This window comes from Streptomyces sp. NPDC096324, from assembly GCF_044763015.1.
In the GTDB taxonomy this organism is placed as follows: Bacteria; Actinomycetota; Actinomycetes; order Streptomycetales; family Streptomycetaceae; genus Streptomyces.
The window spans coordinates 37,307-54,197 of the sequence record NZ_JBIWFK010000007.1; the positions used below are offsets into that span (position 1 = coordinate 37,307).

The 16,891-nt window shown below is 70.9% G+C and carries 18 protein-coding genes; 11 read left to right on the forward strand and 7 right to left on the reverse strand.

Features of this window, described 5'->3' with window-relative positions; all coding sequences use genetic code 11:
- Nucleotides 1–279 precede the first annotated feature (279 nt).
- Nucleotides 280–2,076 (forward strand): bifunctional metallophosphatase/5'-nucleotidase, encoded by a 1,797-nt coding sequence (locus ACIQ7M_RS20045; RefSeq protein WP_403646016.1) that lies wholly within the window; start codon nucleotides 280–282, stop codon nucleotides 2,074–2,076.
- A 157-nt stretch (nucleotides 2,077–2,233) separates the two neighbouring features.
- On the opposite strand, the gene ACIQ7M_RS20050 is transcribed toward ACIQ7M_RS20045, so the two are convergent.
- The 4 genes from ACIQ7M_RS20050 to ACIQ7M_RS20065 form a co-directional block, all read right to left on the reverse strand.
- Entirely contained in the window at nucleotides 2,234–3,703 is a 1,470-nt protein-coding gene (locus ACIQ7M_RS20050) for a sensor histidine kinase (protein ID WP_403646019.1), read from the reverse strand.
- Nucleotides 3,703–4,434, reverse strand: a complete 732-nt coding sequence (locus ACIQ7M_RS20055; protein WP_037622391.1) for a response regulator transcription factor — start codon at nucleotides 4,432–4,434, stop codon at nucleotides 3,703–3,705. The genes ACIQ7M_RS20050 and ACIQ7M_RS20055 overlap by 1 nt, the downstream gene beginning before the upstream one ends.
- A 79-nt stretch (nucleotides 4,435–4,513) precedes the next feature.
- Nucleotides 4,514–4,693, reverse strand: coding sequence for a hypothetical protein (locus tag ACIQ7M_RS20060; RefSeq protein ID WP_403646022.1), 180 nt, complete (start codon nucleotides 4,691–4,693; stop codon nucleotides 4,514–4,516).
- Nucleotides 4,694–4,706: 13 nt separating this feature from the next.
- Nucleotides 4,707–5,933, reverse strand: coding sequence for a S1C family serine protease (locus tag ACIQ7M_RS20065; RefSeq protein ID WP_403646025.1), 1,227 nt, complete (start codon nucleotides 5,931–5,933; stop codon nucleotides 4,707–4,709).
- Between the two features lie 491 nt (nucleotides 5,934–6,424).
- Between ACIQ7M_RS20065 and ACIQ7M_RS20070 the strand changes: the two genes are divergently transcribed.
- Complete coding sequence (locus tag ACIQ7M_RS20070; RefSeq protein WP_403646028.1) at nucleotides 6,425–8,182, forward strand: trypsin-like serine protease; 1,758 nt, start codon at nucleotides 6,425–6,427, stop codon at nucleotides 8,180–8,182.
- A 146-nt stretch (nucleotides 8,183–8,328) separates the two neighbouring features.
- Here ACIQ7M_RS20070 and ACIQ7M_RS20075 read toward each other — a convergent pair whose 3' ends face one another.
- Complete coding sequence (locus ACIQ7M_RS20075) at nucleotides 8,329–9,351, reverse strand: LacI family DNA-binding transcriptional regulator (RefSeq protein WP_386980696.1); 1,023 nt, start codon at nucleotides 9,349–9,351, stop codon at nucleotides 8,329–8,331.
- A 23-nt stretch (nucleotides 9,352–9,374) separates the two neighbouring features.
- Complete coding sequence (locus tag ACIQ7M_RS20080) at nucleotides 9,375–10,193, reverse strand: response regulator transcription factor (RefSeq protein ID WP_355759868.1); 819 nt, start codon at nucleotides 10,191–10,193, stop codon at nucleotides 9,375–9,377.
- Between the two features lie 252 nt (nucleotides 10,194–10,445).
- Here ACIQ7M_RS20080 and ACIQ7M_RS20085 point away from each other — a divergent pair, with 252 nt between their 5' ends.
- From ACIQ7M_RS20085 to ACIQ7M_RS20125, 9 genes are all read left to right on the forward strand, one after another.
- Nucleotides 10,446–11,330, forward strand: coding sequence for an alpha/beta hydrolase (locus ACIQ7M_RS20085; protein ID WP_403646032.1), 885 nt, complete (start codon nucleotides 10,446–10,448; stop codon nucleotides 11,328–11,330).
- A gap of 65 nt (nucleotides 11,331–11,395) precedes the next feature.
- Nucleotides 11,396–11,650: a MoaD/ThiS family protein gene (locus ACIQ7M_RS20090; RefSeq protein ID WP_355759864.1), complete on the forward strand. Its 255-nt coding sequence runs from the start codon at nucleotides 11,396–11,398 to the stop codon at nucleotides 11,648–11,650.
- An 8-nt stretch (nucleotides 11,651–11,658) separates the two neighbouring features.
- Nucleotides 11,659–12,828, forward strand: coding sequence for a hypothetical protein (locus ACIQ7M_RS20095; protein WP_403646035.1), 1,170 nt, complete (start codon nucleotides 11,659–11,661; stop codon nucleotides 12,826–12,828).
- A 169-nt stretch (nucleotides 12,829–12,997) separates the two neighbouring features.
- Nucleotides 12,998–13,741, forward strand: a complete 744-nt coding sequence (locus ACIQ7M_RS20100) for a DUF2993 domain-containing protein (RefSeq protein WP_355759860.1) — start codon at nucleotides 12,998–13,000, stop codon at nucleotides 13,739–13,741.
- Nucleotides 13,742–14,152: 411 nt separating this feature from the next.
- Complete coding sequence (locus tag ACIQ7M_RS20105) at nucleotides 14,153–14,233, forward strand: putative leader peptide (protein WP_350310325.1); 81 nt, start codon at nucleotides 14,153–14,155, stop codon at nucleotides 14,231–14,233.
- A 148-nt stretch (nucleotides 14,234–14,381) separates the two neighbouring features.
- Nucleotides 14,382–15,227: a sulfurtransferase gene (locus ACIQ7M_RS20110; RefSeq protein WP_355759858.1), complete on the forward strand. Its 846-nt coding sequence runs from the start codon at nucleotides 14,382–14,384 to the stop codon at nucleotides 15,225–15,227.
- Nucleotides 15,228–15,257: 30 nt separating this feature from the next.
- Nucleotides 15,258–15,545 carry a DUF1416 domain-containing protein gene (locus ACIQ7M_RS20115; RefSeq protein ID WP_054232391.1) on the forward strand — a complete coding sequence of 96 codons (288 nt, stop codon included), beginning with the start codon at nucleotides 15,258–15,260 and terminating at the stop codon, nucleotides 15,543–15,545.
- 160 nt (nucleotides 15,546–15,705) lie between these two features.
- Nucleotides 15,706–15,969 carry a DUF3099 domain-containing protein gene (locus ACIQ7M_RS20120; RefSeq protein ID WP_355759856.1) on the forward strand — a complete coding sequence of 88 codons (264 nt, stop codon included), beginning with the start codon at nucleotides 15,706–15,708 and terminating at the stop codon, nucleotides 15,967–15,969.
- Nucleotides 15,970–16,003: 34 nt separating this feature from the next.
- Nucleotides 16,004–16,399 carry a VOC family protein gene (locus ACIQ7M_RS20125; RefSeq protein ID WP_355759855.1) on the forward strand — a complete coding sequence of 132 codons (396 nt, stop codon included), beginning with the start codon at nucleotides 16,004–16,006 and terminating at the stop codon, nucleotides 16,397–16,399.
- 16 nt (nucleotides 16,400–16,415) lie between these two features.
- Here ACIQ7M_RS20125 and ACIQ7M_RS20130 read toward each other — a convergent pair whose 3' ends face one another.
- A complete protein-coding gene (locus tag ACIQ7M_RS20130) occupies nucleotides 16,416–16,778 on the reverse strand; it encodes a DsrE family protein (RefSeq protein ID WP_355759853.1) in 363 nt (120 codons plus the stop codon).
- Nucleotides 16,779–16,891: the final 113 nt, after the last annotated feature.

Below are 16,891 nucleotides of genomic sequence, written 5' to 3' on the forward strand. Positions count from 1 at the left end.
GGGGTGAGGGGTGTGGCGGTGAGCTGCGGTGACGTGGTTTTCGGCTTCCGGTGTGGTGATGGCAATCAGTCCGTAACCCCTAACCCCCTTTCGCGCTACGCGCGTTGATTCTAAAGTGCGTGCAAAGCCACGGCTGTTCATCAGCTCGCACACGGTCCGCACGGCACTCATGGTGCGCACCATTCGCTCGGCTCACGCACGACGCACAGGGCACGCACCACCTGCTCGGCTCACGTACCGCACACCGTTTCGGCCCTTCACCGTTCTCCAGGGGGAACCATGCCGCCCACGATCCGGTCCAGACGCACTCGTCGCCTTCTCGCGGCCGCCGCCGGTCTCGCCACCGTAGGGGCGCTGGCCGCCGCGATCCCGGCGAGTGCGCACCAGGACAAGGCGACACCGTCGCACCACCACGGCAGCGGCCGCTACCAGGACGTCCAGCTCCTGTCCTTCAACGACCTGCACGGCAATCTGGAGCCGCCGACCGGTTCCTCGGGCCGGGTCACGGAGCTGCAGGCGGACGGCACGACGAAGACCATCGACGCGGGTGGTGTCGAGTACCTGGCGACGCATCTGCGCGACGCCCGCAAGGGCAACAAGTACTCGATCACGGCGGCCGCCGGTGACATGGTCGGTGCCTCCCCGCTGATCTCCGGACTCTTCCACGACGAGCCGACGATCGAGGCGCTCAACGGCCTCGACCTCGACGTCACTTCGGTCGGCAACCACGAGTTCGACGAGGGTGCCAAGGAACTGGCCCGGCTCCAGAAGGGCGGCTGCCACCCGGTGGACGGCTGCTCGGGCGGCAAGAAGTTCACCGGCGCCGACTTCCCCTACCTCGCGGCGAACGTCACCGACGAGAAGACCGGCAAGCCGATCCTCAAGCCCTACTGGGTGTGGAAGAAGAACGGCGTCAAGGTCGGCTTCATCGGCGTCACGCTGGAGGGCACGCCGAACATCGTGTCGGCCGAGGGCGTCAAGGGCCTGAAGTTCGGCGACGAGGTCGAGACGATCAACAAGTACGCCAAGGAGCTCCAGCGCCAGGGCGTGAAGTCGATCGTCGCGCTGATCCACGAGGGCGGTTCGCCCGCCTCGACGGCGTACAACTACGACTGCGACAGCCCCGGCGCCGGCGACGGCATCTCCGGGCCGATCGTCGACATCGCGAAGAACGTCACGCCGGCCGTGGACGCGCTGATCACCGGCCACACCCACCAGGCGTACGCGTGCACCATCCCCGACCCGGCGGGGAAGCCCCGCATGGTCACCTCGGCCTCCTCCTTCGGCCGGCTGTACACGGACACGACGCTGACGTACGACCGCTGGACCGGCGACATCGCCCGTACGGCGGTGAAGTCCGCGAACCACGTGGTCACGCGTGATGTCGCGAAGGCCGCGGACATGACGACGCTGATCACCAAGTGGAAGGCGCTCTCCGCGCCGGTCGCCTCGCGTCCCCTCGGCTACATCGCGGGCGACATCGGCAACACCGGCACCGAGTCCCAGGCCGGCGACCTGATCGCCGACGCGCAGCTCGCGTACGCCAAGTCCGTCGACCCCGAGGCCGACCTCGCGGTGATGAACCCGGGCGGTATCCGCGCCGGACTCACCTACGCCGCGAGCGGCGCCGAGGGAGACGGCGTGGTGACCTACGGGGAGGCGTACACGGTCCAGCCGTTCGCCAACACCGTCAACCTGGTCGACCTGACCGGCGCACAGGTGGTCACCGCGCTCCAGCAGCAGGTCAGCGGCGCCAACGAGGCCTCCCCGAAGATCCTCCAGATCTCCAAGGGCCTCACTTACACCCTCGACCTGACCAAGACCGGCGCGGCGCGTGTCGTCGCCGACTCGGTCAAGCTCGACGGCACCGCGATCGACCCGGCCGCCACCTACCGTGTCGCGATGAACTCCTTCCTCGCGGGCGGCGGCGACGGCTTCGCCGAGCTCGGCAAGGGCGGCAACGTCCGTGTCGGTGGCGACGACCTGGCGGCCCTCGGCGCCTACCTGACGGCCAACTCCTCGGCCGCGACGCCGTACCCGGTTCCGACGGCGGACCGGATCACGATCCTGAAGTAGCCGGAAGCGCCGACGGGTTCGGCGGCCGGCGGCCTTCCGCCGGACCGGACCGGGCCGGTCCCGGCACGGCGCGGTATGCGAGTGAGCCCCCACCCGGTCTCGGGCGGGGGCTCACTCGCATGCGGAGAGCAGGGCGGCAGCGGGGCAGGGGAGCAGGTCAGAGTGTGTCGGGCGGGGCCGTCCGTGCTCCCGGAAGCCGGACGGTCGCGATCGTGCCGCCGCCCTCCGCGGGGCTCAGCGTCACCTCGCCGCCGCACTGCTGGACGGTGCGGGCCACGATGGACAGGCCGAGGCCCGAGCCGGGCAGGGCCCGAGCGTCCGGGGAACGCCAGAAGCGGTCGAAGACGTGCGGGAGTTCGTCACCGGGGATGCCGGGGCCGTGGTCGCGCACGGTCAGCTCGCCGTCCCTCAGCCGGACGTCGACCGTGCCGCCCGGGGGGCTGAACTTCACCGCGTTGTCGAGGACGTTCACGATCGCCCGCTCCAGGGCGGAGGGCTCCGCCCGGACGAACCAGGGCTCCAGCTCGGCCGTGATCGTCAGCTCCGGGCCGCGCAGCCGGGCCCTGCGCAGTGCCGCTTCCACGGTGTCCTGGAGTGCCACGACCTCCACCCGGTCGGCCGTGTGTCCGGCGTCCGACCGCGACAGTGTCTGAAGGTCGCCGATCAGCGCCGCCAGTTCGGTCATCTGCGCCGTCACCGAGGCGAGCAGCGCCTTGCGGTCCGCCGGGGGGATCGGACGGCCGGTCTCCTCGCTCCTGGTCAGGAGTTCGATGTTCGTCCGCAGCGAGGTGAGCGGGGTCCGCAGTTCGTGTCCGGCGTCGGCGATGAGCTGCTGCTGCACCTCGCGTGAGCTCGCGAGGGAGGCGGTCATCGAGTTGAAGGAACGGGAGAGCCGGGCGATCTCGTCGTCGCTCTCCTCGTCGACGGGGATGCGGATGGTGAGGTCCTCGGTGCGGGCCACGTGTTCCACGGCGTCCGTGAGCTCGTCGACCGGCCGAAGCCCGGCCCGCGCGACCCAGAGCCCGGCCGCCCCGGCCCCCACGACTCCGATGCCGCCGACGAGCAGGAGGACCAGGGCCAGTTCGTTGAGGGTGGCGTTGGTGCCCTTGAGCGGGACGGCGTACATGGTCGCGGCGTCCTTGACGAGCGTCGTCGTCCCGTCCGGATTGGCGATGGTCAGCGGGACCGTGAGCACCCGTACCGGGTTGCCCTGGGTGTCGGTGCCGTCGCGGAAGGCGCCGTGGCCCGGGACCGGGTTCTTGGCGAGGGCGGTGTCCCCTCCGGCGATCTCGATCTTGCCGGGTGACATGGAGGCGACACAGACCTGGCCGTCCGCCGTGACCACTTGGAGGTACGACTCGAACTGGGCCCGGAATCCTCCGGCGTCAGGCGGTGTCTGGCCGGACGGGGTGTTCGGAGTGCTGGTGCAATTCTGGATGGTGCTGGCGATGTTCCTGCCCTGGGGGTGGATCGCCGAGGACCGCAGCTGGTTGTTCAGCTCGCCGTACAACTTCCCCTGGACGATGAACCAGCACGTCACCGATACCGCCGCCACCGCGAACGCCACCGCCGCTGCCACCAGAAGGGCCAGCCGCGAGCGCAACGGCAGCGTTTTGAAGCGTCGCATCACTCCGCTCCACCGGACCGCAGCACATACCCCACACCCCGCACCGTGTGGACCAGGCGCGGTTCGCCGCCGGCCTCCGTCTTGCGGCGCAGGTACATGACGTAGACGTCGAGGGAGTTCGACGACGGTTCGAAGTCGAAGCCCCAGACGGCCTTCAGGATCTGCTCGCGGGTGAGGACCTGGCGCGGATGGGCCAGGAACATCTCCAGCAGGGTGAACTCGGTGCGGGTCAGCTCCACCGGGCGTCCCGCACGGGTGACCTCGCGCGTCGACAGGTCCATGCGCAGGTCGCCGAAGGTCAGCGCGTCGTCCTCGACGACCGCGCCCGCGGATGCCGCGTACGAGCTGCGCCGCAGCAACGCGCGGATGCGGGCGAAGAGTTCGTCGAGCTCGAAGGGCTTGACGAGGTAGTCGTCCGCCCCGGCGTCCAGCCCGGTGACGCGGTCGCCGACCGTGTCCCGGGCCGTCAGCATGAGGATGGGCGTGGTGGTGCCCGCGCCGCGCATCCGGCGGGCCGCGGTGAGGCCGTCCATGCGCGGCATCTGGATGTCGAGGACGACCAGGTCGGGCTGGTAGGCCGTCGCCTTCTCCAGGGCGTCCGCGCCGTCGACCGCGACCTCGGTGTCGTACCCCTCGAAGGCGAGGCTGCGCTTGAGTGCGTCGCGCACCGCCGGCTCGTCGTCGACGATCAGGATGCGCTGGGTGTCACGGTCGCCTTCGGCGGAGCTCATGGGCGTCGGGTTCCTCGGGTGGTATGAGTGGTGATCCGGTGCTTTCAGACTCGCACGTTCCTGGCCGCGCCGGAATGGATCAGCTGCGTACGGTGCGGCGGCGGGCGGAGGTCCGGCTCCGGGCGGGGCGGGACACGGCGGGGGCCAGTTCGGGCGCGCGCCGGACGGACGGGTGCAGGGCGCGGGCGACCGCCAGGGCGAGGGCGAGTGCGGCCGCGTCCCCCACGGCGGTGGTGTGCTGGACGCTCTTGATCATCATGGCGGCCTCCTGGCTAGCTGTCGGAACCGCCGGCCCGCAGGGTGGCGAGGTCGGACTTGACGGTGTTGATCGGGATGGCGAAGCCGAGGCCGACGCTGCCCGCGCTCGACGAGGAGGACGAGGAGTCCGAAGCCGCCGAGTACATCGCGGAGTTGATGCCGACGATGTTGCCGTTCATGTCGATGAGGGCGCCGCCGGAGTTGCCGGGGTTGAGCGAGGCGTCGGTCTGCAGGGCCTTGTACGTCGTCGTGGAGGAGCCGGTGTCGCCGTTGAACTGCCGGCCGCCGAACTCGAACGGCCACTGGCCGTTGCCGCTGCCGTCCTGCTGTTGCTGCTGGCTCTGGCCCTCGTCGGTGGAGACGGTCACGTCCCGGTCGAGGGCGGAGACGATGCCGCTGGTGACGGTGCCGGTCAGGCCCTCGGGGGAGCCGATCGCGACGACCTGGTCGCCGACCTGGACGCCGTCGGAGTTGCCGAGCGTCGCGGGCTTCAGGCCGGAGGGCGGGTTGTCCAGCTTGATCAGCGCGAGGTCCTTCTTGCTGTCGGTGCCCACCACGTCGGCCTTGTACGACTTGCCGTTGGCGAGCTGCACCTTGATCTCGGAGGCGCCCGCGACGACGTGGTTGTTGGTGATGATCTCGCCGCCGGTCGTGATGATCACGCCCGAGCCGGTGGACGAGCCCGCGTTCGAGGTCGCGCCGATCTCGACGATGCTCGGGCTGACCGCCTTGGCGACGCCGGAGACCGTGCCGCGCTGGCTGGTGGGCACCACGTTGGCGCTGGTGGTGCTGGAGGTGGCGACGGTGTCGTTGCCGGTCAGCTCCTGGAAGGCGTACGCGGTGCCGCCGCCGATCGCCGCGGCGACGATCGCGACGGCGGCGAGCAGGGCGAAGGGACCCTTGGCGCGCCGCTTGCCGGCCGGGCTCGCGGGGGGCTCGGTGGGGCCGGGGGCCACGGTGGCGAACGCGGCGGTCGTACCGGCGGGGTCGTGCTCGGGGTAGCCGGCGTACGGGCCGGCGGTGTGGCCGCCGTTGCCGCCGCCGGAGCCGTGGCCGGAGCCGGAGCCCGGCCACACCGTGGTGCCCGGCTCGACGTGGACCGGTCCGGCCGGGTCGTACGCCGGGGGCGGAGGCCACTCGGGATTCACCGGGGAGGAGGGGTGCGACTGCTGCTCCGGGTACGCGGACCCGTGGTGGTCGCCCTGGGGGTACTCGCCGCTACGGCGGAAGCTCTCGGTCATGAAAACAGACTGTCCTCCGATCATGAGAGCTCCCTGAGTGGCCCCTGAGAAGCCCGACAGAACCTCGTATGCCCGATATAAAGACCCTTTCTGTGGGCTGTCCGGGAAACCCCTGCGGGTGTCGTGAGAACTGTCTGTGAGCACTCGGCGGGTGCCTCCGCCGACGTCCGCGCCGTGCCTCCGCCGAGGTCCGCCCGCGCTTCCGGCTCGTACCCGTCCGTGCACCGTGCGTGGTTCCGCCGCCCTCCGGCGAACGGCGGGTTGCGCACCGGTGATGTCCCGGAACGCCGGGGACGAACACTTCTCCGACCCCTGTGAAGGCCGTGTGCCCAGAGATCGGTGAGGCCTACGATTCCCGGGCCGGAGGGGGGCTCCGCGGTTACGCCCGATGTCGATGCAAGCGATTGCCGTCGACGGTCGGGCCGGTGCGTCGTACGCCCTTCTCGGGCCACTGACGAGAAGACACACGCACCCACACCCAGGAGTCCTGAGTGATACCTGCTCTGCGCGCCCGTTGGAGACGCCCCGCCACGGCGTTGCCGACGGCCGCTCTCGCGCTGGCGCTGACCTGCGCCGGCGCCATCGCGGCACAGCCCGCCTCCGCGGCCGGTGACCCGGCCGGACTGCCCGACGCGAGCGTCGCCCAGTCCACCGCGGCGCCCGCGCCGACCGCCTCCGACAAGGAGCTGCGCCACCGGGTCGTCGAGGCCGCCAAGACCCAGGCGACGCCCGGCACGGCGCCCAAGAAGACACCGTTCATCATCGGCGGCAGCGAGACGACGATCTCCTCCGCGCCGTGGATGGTCCAGCTCTCCTACTACGACAGCGCGGCGGGGACCGGCTACTTCTGCGGCGGCACCCTCGTCGCCCCGAACAAGGTCCTGACGGCGGCGCACTGCGTCGCGGGTCTGGACTGGGCGGACAACGGCGCGGTCGTCGCCGGTGCCACCGGTCTGCTGGACAGCACCAACGGCACCGTCGCGGGCGTCTACCGCCAGTGGAACCACCCGCACTTCAACAGCTCGACCCTCCAGAACGACGTGGCGGTCCTCACCCTGGACCGTCCGCTGGAGCAGCAGTGGGCGAAGCTGGCAGCCGCGGGCGACAACGCCTACTACCAGCCCGGCAGCAACGCCACCGTCTACGGCTGGGGGCTGACCTCGGGCGCCGCGGACGCCGACCTGTCGGCGAACCTGCGCAAGGTCACCCTGCCGCTGGTGAAGGACTCGACCTGCAACAGCGCGATGAACACCGTCCTCGGCGAGGACGACTTCATCGAGGGCTCCATGTTCTGCGCGGGCACCCCGGCGACCGGTGTCGACGAGGGCACCAAGAGCCCGTGCAACGGTGACTCCGGCGGCCCGGTGATGTTCGGCGGCAAGATCATCGGCATCGTCTCGTGGGGCGTCTCGGGCTGCACCGCCAAGGGTGCCTACCCGGTGTTCACCAAGGTGTCCTCGTACACCTGGGCGGCCCAGCCGCGCATCGACGACGCCGACCTGACGTTCGACGGCCGTGCCGACCTGCTGGAGCGCACGCCCTCCGGCGGTCTGTTCGAGCAGGACAGCAAGGGCACCTCGCTGTCCGCGCGCGCCTACCAGGGCAACGGCTGGCAGAACGCGAGCTGGGTCCTCCAGGCCGACCTGGACCGGGACTTCTACCAGGACCTGATCATGCGGGACAAGGGCGACGGCAAGCTCTACCGCAGCTACATGAACCACAGCTCGGGCGAGTTCGAGTGGATGCAGATCAGCTCGGTGTGGGGCGGCTACAAGTCGTACGCCGTCCCCGGCGACCTGACCGGCGACTCCCGCCCCGACCTGGTCGCGGTGGACGCGGACGGGTCGGTCTACCTCTACCCGGGCAAGGGCACCGGCCAGTTCTACGGCCGCGTCAAGATCGTCGACAGGGCGTGGAAGAACGTCAAGATCTTCGGTCACGGCGACCTGTCCGGCGACGGCCGCGCCGACCTGCTGGTCCGCAACAGCTCGGGCGTCCTGTACCTCTACCGGGGCACGCAGGTCGAGAAGACCCCGTTCTCGGCGCGCATCCAGGCTCGTACGGGCTGGAACTTCACCTCGTACGTGGCCAACGGCGATGTGACCGGTGACGGTATCGCGGACGTCCTCGCCCGCGACTCGGGCGGCACGCTCTGGCTCTACCCGGGCACCAACAAGGCCTCCAGCAGCCTCTTCGGCACCCGCAAGAGCCTCGGCACCGGCTTCAACCAGTACAACCTGCTGTTCTAGGCCCGTCGGGCCCTCGCGGCCCGCACCGGCACACAGAGATCCCCGCGTCCCTCAGGGCGCGGGGATCCTCGTCGTCCGGGTGGAAAGTGTGGGGCGGCCGGGCCGCCGGGGGCGATGGCCGCTCGCGGCCGCCGCCCGGGGGCGGGCTACTCGCAGCCGCAGGACTGCCGTACCACCAGGCGCGAGGGGAACAGCTTCAGCCGCTCGCGGCGGGAGCCGGGCACCCGCAGCCCGTCGTCCAGGACGAGGTCCACGGCCGCGCGGGCCATCGCCGAGCGGTCCGATGCGATCGTTGTCAGAGGAGGGTCGGTCAGGGCCGCTTCCTTGACGTCGTCGAACCCGGCGACCGCGAGCTGTCCCGGCACGTCGATGCGCAGCTCGCGCGCGGCGCGCAGGACACCGATCGCCTGGTCGTCGGTGGAGCAGAAGATGGCCGGCGGCCGGTGTGGTCCGGCGAGCAGTTCGAGGCCGACCTTGTAGGCGTCGTAGCGGTTGTACGGGGCCTCGAAGAGGCGTCCCTCGGTCGGCTTGCCGGCCTCCTGCATGGCGCGCCGCCAGCCCTCGACGTGGTCGGAGACGGGGTCGCCGACGGCGGGGGTCTCGGCCGTACCGCCGAGACAGGCCACGTACTCGTAGCCGTGCTCCAGGAGGTGCCGGGTGGCGAGCTGGGCGCCCCCTATGTCGTCGGTGACGACGGCGACGTCGTCGATCGCCTCGGGGCGCTCGTGCAGCAGCACCACGCGGGCGTCCCAGGCGTCGATCTCGGCCGCCGCGTGGTCGTTCAGCGCGTGGCTGACGAGGATCAGCCCGGAGACCCGCATGCCGAGGAAGGCCCGCAGATAGTGGACCTCGCGCTCGGCGATGTAGTCGGAGTTGCCGACCAGGACCATTTTCCCGCGCTCGGCCGCGGCCTGTTCGACGGCGTGCGCCATCTCCCCGAAGAAGGGCTGGCGCGCGTCCGGCACGATCAGGCCTATGAGCTCCGTCTTCCGCGAGGCCATGGCCTGGGCGACCCGGTCGGGCCGGTACCCCAGCTCCTTGATCGCGGCGAGAACGCGCTCGCGCGTGGCCGGGGCGACCGGCCGGGGTCCGTTGTTGATGACATAACTGACGACGGCGGTGGAAGTACCCGCCAGCCGCGCCACATCATCCCTAGTCACCTTGGCCACGCGCGGAGTCTACGCGGATGGACCTACCTCTGGGCAGGGCGTACGGCAGCTTCCTGGGGCTGCGCGGCGGCCTGCGTGGGAGCGGTCCCGTCCGGGTGCGCCGTCTCGTCCGCATCATCCGGCTTTGGCTGGGCCGCCTTGGCCTTCGCGGTGTCCGCGGCGCGCTCCACCTTCTCCGGGGTAACGAATCGGTAACCGACGTTCCGGACGGTTCCGATCAGCGACTCGTGCTCGGGCCCGAGCTTCGCGCGCAGACGCCGTACGTGGACGTCGACCGTGCGCGTACCGCCGAAGTAGTCGTAGCCCCAGACCTCCTGGAGGAGCTGGGCGCGGGTGAAGACGCGGCCCGGGTGCTGCGCGAGGTACTTCAGGAGCTCGAACTCCTTGAAGGTGAGGTCGAGGACCCGGCCCTTGAGCTTGGCGCTGTAGGTCGCCTCGTCCACGGAGAGATCGCCGTTGCGGATCTCCATCGGGGAGTCGTCGTTGACGATCTGCTGGCGGCCCATCGCGAGCCGCAGGCGCGCCTCGACCTCGGCGGGGCCCGCCGTGTCGAGCAGGACGTCGTCGATGCCCCAGTCGGCCGTGACGGCGGCGAGGCCGCCCTCGGTCACGACGAGGACGAGCGGACAGCCGGGTCCCGTGGAGCGCAGCAACTGGCACAGGCTGCGGACCTGGGGGAGGTCACGTCGTCCGTCGATCAGGATGACGTCGGCACCGGGGGTGTCGACGAGGGCCGGGCCTTCCGCCGGAGCCACGCGCACGTTGTGCAGCAGCAGGCCGAGAGCGGGAAGCACCTCCGTCGACGGCTGAAGGGCGTTGGTCAGGAGCAGAAGAGAGCTCATCGAGCCTCACCCACTCGGGTCGTCCTGCCTTCGTGCACGGTTCGCTCGCCCATAACGTCTGGTTCCTCCTCGGTCCCTGCGAGGACGTTTGCGGCACTGCCCTGTACATACGGCTCCCGCGCCTCCGGGATCCGCCGCGCCTTCGCGGCCCGTACACCTGCGGTTTCCCGCTTCGTATACAACGCTTCTGAAAGCACAAAAGGACCCGGGGGCTACTCTGCCCGAGTCCTCATGCCCAGCAGAATAGCCCACATGAGCCCAGGTCCGGCAGGTCACATGACGCGTTCGTTCAAGAGTCCACGCCTTGAGACGGTTCCGCGCACCCCTCTGCGGAGGTTTCTGCGTACGGCCGACGGGGTGGACATCGACGCGGCCTACGACCCCGGAACGGAGTCGTCCGGTGACCTTGCGTTCATCGTCGCACACGGATTCACGGGCGATCTGGACCGTCCGCACGTCCGCCGGGCGGCCGGCGTCCTCGCCCGGGGCGGGGCGGTGGTCACCTTCTCCTTCCGCGGACACGGCGGATCGGGCGGCCGTTCCACCGTCGGGGACCGCGAGGTCCTCGATCTGGCGGCGGCCGTCGCCTGGGCGCGTGAACTCGGGCACACCAGGATCGTGACGGTCGGCTTCTCGATGGGCGGCTCGGTGGTGCTGCGGCACGCGGCGCTCTACGGGGAGAACGGCCCCGGGGCCGCGGAGGGTGGGCCGGCGGCGGCGCGGGAGCACGAGGGGCGCGCGGAGGCGCGTACGGACGCGGTGGTGTCGGTGAGCGCGCCGGCCCGCTGGTACTACCGGGGTACGGCCCCCATGCGGCGGGTGCACTGGCTGGTGACCCGTCCCGAGGGCCGGATCGTGGGCCGGGTCGGGCTGCGGACCCGGATCCACCACCGTGACTGGGATCCGGTGCCGGCGTCCCCGGTCGAGTGCGTCCCGCACATCGCGCCGACCCCGCTCCTCGTCGTCCACGGCGACCGGGACGGCTATTTCCCGGTCGACCACCCGCGGATGCTGGCCGAGGCCTCCGCCGGGCACGCCGAACTGTGGCTGGAGCACGGCATGGGCCACGCCGAGAACGCCGCCCCCGACGCCCTGCTGGCCCGCATCCGCGATTGGTCCACGGCGCACGTGGCCTAGCCTGGCGGGGTTCACGCAAACAGGTGCGCGGACACCACACACCAGATCGCTGATTGAGGAACGAGATGGCAAAGGGCACGGTGCGTTACTGGGCCGCCGCCAAGGCCGCGGCAGGCGTCGGCGACGAGCCGTACGACGCCGGCACGCTCGCCGAGGCACTCGACGCGGCCCGCGAACGGCACCCCGGCGAATTCGTCCACGTCCTGCGGCGATGCTCGTTCCTGATCGACGGTGATCCCGTGGGGACCCGCGGGCATGAGACGGTACGGCTGGCCGAGGGCGGCACGGTCGAGGTGCTCCCGCCGTTCGCAGGAGGGTGAGCGAGACGATGAGCAACCAGCCGTACGAGGGTCGCCGCGAGGCGTACGACCCCTATCAGCAAGCACAGCAGCACCAGTCCCAGGAGCCCCAGCAGCAGGCCGACTGGCCGCAGCACACCCAGCAGTGGGAGGGGCGGACCTGGGAGACGCAGGCACAGGCGCCGGTCCAGGAGGCCGACACCTCGTACCCGCCCCCGCAGGGGTACCAGAGCTTCGGCGAGCCCCAGGGGTACGGCGGCGTCGCGGGGGCGGCCCTGCCGCCCGAGGCCCCGGCGCAGCCGTGGAACCCGGCCCACGCGCCGGCCGCCGACGGCCCGGGAGACCCCTCCCGCCCCGGTGGGACCCCGCGTGACGGCGGGACCCCGCCCGAGAGCGAGACCGACGTCGCCTACGGGCCCGCCACGGTCACCGGCCAGAGCCGGATCACCGACGCGCAGCGTGCCCGCGCCGAGGGACGGTCGCCGATCATCGAGCCCGGGATCCAGCCGGCCGCGCTCACCGCGCTGCTCGCGCTGCTGCTCTCCGGGACGGCGGCGATCGGGGAGTACGCGCTCGTCGTACCGCTCGTCCTGCTCCAGGCCGTCACCGCGGCGGGCTGGTTCCGGCTGAACGGGATGTGGCCCGCCCGCCAGGGCATCGCGCTGGCGTTCCTGGGCGCGGTGACCGCCGACGTGGCGCTGCTCGCCGCCGGCCGGGAGAACGCGCCCGCCGCGATTCTCGGCACCCTCGGCGTGTGGGTCCTGCTGACCCTCGTGCTCCAGCTCCGCAGCCACGCCGATCCGGACACCCGCATGTACGGCCTGATGGCGACCGTCGTCTCCGCGGCGCTGGCGATCATCGCGGCCGGTCATCTGGCGGCCGAGCCGGACGCCGTCACGGTGGGCGCGGCCGCGGTCGCCGCGGCGATCCTGGCCCGCGCGCTGCCGCTGCCCACGGCGGCCTCCGTGGTCGTCGCGCTGCTGGCCGCCACCGGCGCCGGCATCGCGGTCGGCGGCATGACGGACCTGGGCACGCAGGGCGCCTTCCTCGGCCTCGGCGCGGGCGTCTGCGCGCTGATCGGCCACCGGGTGGCGAGCTACGACTACCCCTCTCGCTTCGTCCACTTCACCGCGGGCGTGGCGCTGCCGCTGGCCGCCGCCGCCCCGGCGGTCTACCTGCTGGGCCGTGCTCTGGGCTGACCGGCCCGCCGGGCGGCCGGTCGCGGTCCGCGGGCCGCGCCGATTCGTCACAGGTGATCGACAACTACCTTGAAGGGCCCCCGGTTCGGGGGCCCTTCGGGGTTAGGCTCGCGTTCGGTGGCCACTCGGCCGTCCAGACGGAGCCGTCCCAGGTAGGGGAACAACGAGCATGCGCGCACTGCGAATAACCGTGGTTCTGTTGGTCGTTCTCGGCGGACTGTTCGTACTCGCCGACCGGGTGGCGGTCTGGTTCGCGGAGGACGAGGCGGCGGGCCGCATCAAGACCAGCGAGGGCCTCACGTCCACCCCCGACGTGTCCATCGGGGGCTTTCCGTTCCTCACCCAGGTCGCCTCGGGCGAACTCGACGACGTGAAGGTCGGCATCAAGGACTACGAGGCGTCGACGGGCGGCACGGGCTCCTCCGCGGGCACGATCCGCATCGACGACCTCAACGCCGAGATGCACGGCGTCGCCTTCAGCGGCGACTACAGCTCCGCCACCGCAGGCAGTGCCACCGGCACCGCGTCGATCTCGTACGCCGAACTGCTGAAGGCCGCCAAGCCCGAGCCCCTGGACGTCGGGTTCGGCATCAAGACCCAGGTCACGGGCCTCTCCGACGGTGGCAACGGCAAGGTCAAGGTCGCCGTCGAGGTGACCGTCCCCGGCTCCAAGGCGTCCAAGACGCTCTCGGTGCTCAGCTCCGTGTCGGTCTCCGGCGACACCGTGAAGGTGCACGCCGATTCCCTGCCCAAGCTGGGTGTCCAGCTCGCGGAGGGCCGGATCCGCTCGATCACCGACTTCGAGCAGAAGATCGAGCAACTGCCCGGCGGGATCAAGCTCGACAAGGTCGAGGCGGCCCACGACGGCGTCGAGATCTCGGTGAAGGGTTCGGACGTCCGGCTGGTCGGGTAGAAGGCCGGACCGGAGGCGGACGGAAGTCCGGCCGGAGGAAGGCTCGGCCGGTGGCGGCCGACAGGCCCGGCCGAGCCGGCGGAACGGCTCCACCGGCGGGCGGAGAGGCTCCGCCGGCCGGCGGAAGGCCTGACCGGAGGGCGGCCGGAAGGGGCGGCCGGGCCGGTGCGGGGTCGGCGGCCGGACCGGCGGCGGGGCCGGTGGCGGGGCCCCCGGAGGGGGTCGCTGTCCGAAAGGCGAGACGACCTCGTCCGTACCGCAGATGGGCAGCCGGGACGCGACCGGCCGAGCCCTCCGGAATCCGTGCGGGACGGGCTTCGACGGCATGTTCGTATCACAGTGCGGACGATCGCGTCTCAGCATCCGACACGCCGGTGACATGCCCGCCTGTCCGTCCCTACGATCGGACCCATGAAGCGACAGGCGGATCTCACGAAGCGGCGGGCAGTAGACCTGTGCCGCGTCGCCGCCATGCTCTGTCGCACCTTCTGAGCGGAAGCGTTCCCGTCTTCCGCGAGCCGGGCCCCTGGACCTCTCTTGTCCGGGCCACCATTGCGCCGCGCAGCCCTCACCGGCATGCAGCACCGCGCAGCCTCTCCATCGCACCACCCCGCCGCAACTGCCCCGGAGGAGAACGAGCATGAGCCGCAGCGACGTCCTGGTAGACGCCGATTGGGTCCAGGACCACCTGGACGACCCGAACGTGGCGGTCGTCGAGGTCGACGAGGACACGTCGGCGTACGAGAAGAACCACATCAAGAACGCCATCCGGATCGACTGGACCAAGGACCTCCAGGACCCGGTCCGCCGTGACTTCATCGACCAGGAGGGCTTCGAGAAGCTCCTCTCGGCCAAGGGCATCGGCAACGACACGCTGGTCGTTCTCTACGGCGGCAACAACAACTGGTTCGCGTCCTACGCCTACTGGTACTTCAAGCTCTACGGCCACGAGAACGTGAAGCTCCTCGACGGCGGCCGCAAGAAGTGGGAGCTCGACTCCCGCGACCTGGTCGACGGCTCGCAGGTTCCCGACCGCGCCGCCACCGCGTACAAGGCCAAGGCCCAGAACACCGCCATCCGCGCCTTCCGTGACGACGTCGTCGCCGCGATCGGCTCGCAGAACCTGGTCGACGTCCGGTCGCCCGACGAGTTCAGCGGCAAGCTGCTCGCCCCGGCGCACCTGCCGCAGGAGCAGTCGCAGCGTCCGGGCCACGTCCCGAGCGCCCGCAACATCCCGTGGTCGAAGAACGCCAACGACGACGGCACCTTCAAGTCGGACGACGAGCTCAAGGAGCTCTACGCCGCCGAGCAGGTCGACCTCGCCAAGGACACGATCGCCTACTGCCGCATCGGTGAGCGTTCCGCGCTCACCTGGTTCGTGCTGCACGAGCTCCTCGGTGTGCAGAACGTCAAGAACTACGACGGCTCCTGGACCGAGTACGGCTCCCTCGTCGGCGTGCCGATCGAGCTCGGCGCCAACAAGTAAACCCCAAGGCCTGAAGGACGGAATCGAAATATGTGTGGAGCGAAGGCCGGCGGCCCGGACGCCTCGACGATCAAGCCCGGTGAGACCACGATCCAGGGTCAGGTCACCCGCGACGGCGAGCCGGTGACGGGCTACGTCCGTCTGCTGGACTCGACCGGCGAGTTCACCGCGGAGGTCCCCACCTCCGCGACGGGCCAGTTCCGCTTCTACGCGGCCGAGGGCACCTGGACCGTCCGCGCGCTGGTGCCCGGTGGCACCGCCGACCGCACGGTCGTCGCCCAGACGGGCGGCCTCGCCGAGGTCGCGATCGCCGTCTGAACGGCGGACCGCCGTCGATGACGGCAGTCGACTGAACGGCCGAAGGGCCGCACCCCCGGGGGTTGGACGCTTACCGGATCGGGGTGCGGCCCTTCGGCTTGCCCGCTTCCCGGCCCGCCGGCACTGCGCCGGACGGGTTGTCCGGGCCTACGCTGGTGGTATGTACGCGCGCAGGCGTCGCCAGTATTTCGCCATGATGGGGACGTGCATCGTGCTGTTCGTCCTCGCCTGGGCGGTCGTACGCCTGTGGTCGGTTCCCGCGGCCGTCGCCATGTGCGTGGTGGCCATGCTGATTCCGCCGGTGGCCGCGATGGTGGCCAACCGGCGGGGCCCCGAGGACCGATGGTGGGACGACCCGTCCGGGGACCCGAAGTCCGACGAGTGGTGGGACGAGCTGGACGGCAAGAAACGGCGGCAGCCGTGAACCGACGGCAGCGGTAGGAGCGGAAAAGGCGTCTATGTCGCGTACGAGGTTGTCCACCGTGGTGCTCGACGCACCCGACGCCCATGAACTCGCCGACTTCTACCGGAGGCTGCTCGGGTACGAGGTGCGGTCGGAGGAGCCCGACTGGGTGCTCATCGGCCCGCCCTTCGACGGGATCGCGCTCGCCTTCGAGACCGAGCCGCTCTACACGCCGCCGGTGTGGCCCGCGGGCCCCGGCGACCAGCGGATGATGCTCCATCTCGACATCGAGGTCGACGACCTCGCCGAGGAGACCGCCCGCGCCGTGGAACAGGGCGCCCGGCTCGCCGAGCAGCAGCCCCAGGAGGACGTACGCGTGCTGTTCGACCCGGCGGGCCACCCCTTCTGTCTCTGGGTGGACATCCGCACGCGCCGCAGGCGGGGTCAGTAGCGGCGCGGGGCGGCGGTCAGTAGACCAGCGCCTGCGTCCCGTCCGTCATCGCCTCCTGCACGAACACCTGCGCACCCGCGATCCGCACGCCCTCCAGGACGTCCTTCTCCGTGATGTCGCGCCGGGCCGCGCACTGGGTGCACAGGGTGATGCGCCCGGCCGCCAGGATCGAGTCGATCAGATCGGGCAGCGGTGCCGCGTGCGGCAGCTCGAACTCGGCGGCGCGGCCCGGCAGCGCGAACCAGGAGGACTCGCCGGTCAGCCAGAGGGAGACCTCGACGCCACTGGCCACGGCCACCGCGGCGACGGTGAACGCCTGTGAGCAGCGCTCCGGGGCGTCGGCCCCCGCCGTCACCTTGATCACGAGCTTGTTCGCCATGGCCGCCATGGTAGTCCGAATCGTGATCAACACCGGCGCAACCCCGTGTGCAGGCCATGGGTCTCCTGTGCGCGCGGATACGGAATCCGCGCTTCACGTTCGTGGGGGGATGT

What these genes read in the sequence shown, in the direction of transcription:
- ACIQ7M_RS20115 (WP_054232391.1), top strand. Translation starts at nt 15,258, where the DNA reads ATGTGTGGAGCGAAGGCCGGCGGCCCGGACGCCTCGACGATCAAGCCC.
- ACIQ7M_RS20130 (WP_355759853.1), bottom strand. Translation starts at nt 16,778, where the DNA reads ATGGCGAACAAGCTCGTGATCAAGGTGACGGCGGGGGCCGACGCCCCG.
- ACIQ7M_RS20110 (WP_355759858.1), top strand. Translation starts at nt 14,382, where the DNA reads ATGAGCCGCAGCGACGTCCTGGTAGACGCCGATTGGGTCCAGGACCAC.
- ACIQ7M_RS20125 (WP_355759855.1), top strand. Translation starts at nt 16,004, where the DNA reads ATGTCGCGTACGAGGTTGTCCACCGTGGTGCTCGACGCACCCGACGCC.
- ACIQ7M_RS20080 (WP_355759868.1), bottom strand. Translation starts at nt 10,193, where the DNA reads ATGAGCTCTCTTCTGCTCCTGACCAACGCCCTTCAGCCGTCGACGGAG.
- ACIQ7M_RS20100 (WP_355759860.1), top strand. Translation starts at nt 12,998, where the DNA reads ATGCGCGCACTGCGAATAACCGTGGTTCTGTTGGTCGTTCTCGGCGGA.
- ACIQ7M_RS20065 (WP_403646025.1), bottom strand. Translation starts at nt 5,933, where the DNA reads ATGACCGAGAGCTTCCGCCGTAGCGGCGAGTACCCCCAGGGCGACCAC.
- ACIQ7M_RS20120 (WP_355759856.1), top strand. Translation starts at nt 15,706, where the DNA reads ATGTACGCGCGCAGGCGTCGCCAGTATTTCGCCATGATGGGGACGTGC.
- ACIQ7M_RS20045 (WP_403646016.1), top strand. Translation starts at nt 280, where the DNA reads ATGCCGCCCACGATCCGGTCCAGACGCACTCGTCGCCTTCTCGCGGCC.
- ACIQ7M_RS20090 (WP_355759864.1), top strand. Translation starts at nt 11,396, where the DNA reads ATGGCAAAGGGCACGGTGCGTTACTGGGCCGCCGCCAAGGCCGCGGCA.
- ACIQ7M_RS20105 (WP_350310325.1), top strand. Translation starts at nt 14,153, where the DNA reads ATGAAGCGACAGGCGGATCTCACGAAGCGGCGGGCAGTAGACCTGTGC.
- ACIQ7M_RS20085 (WP_403646032.1), top strand. Translation starts at nt 10,446, where the DNA reads ATGAGCCCAGGTCCGGCAGGTCACATGACGCGTTCGTTCAAGAGTCCA.
- ACIQ7M_RS20060 (WP_403646022.1), bottom strand. Translation starts at nt 4,693, where the DNA reads ATGATGATCAAGAGCGTCCAGCACACCACCGCCGTGGGGGACGCGGCC.
- ACIQ7M_RS20055 (WP_037622391.1), bottom strand. Translation starts at nt 4,434, where the DNA reads ATGAGCTCCGCCGAAGGCGACCGTGACACCCAGCGCATCCTGATCGTC.
- ACIQ7M_RS20050 (WP_403646019.1), bottom strand. Translation starts at nt 3,703, where the DNA reads ATGCGACGCTTCAAAACGCTGCCGTTGCGCTCGCGGCTGGCCCTTCTG.
- ACIQ7M_RS20095 (WP_403646035.1), top strand. Translation starts at nt 11,659, where the DNA reads ATGAGCAACCAGCCGTACGAGGGTCGCCGCGAGGCGTACGACCCCTAT.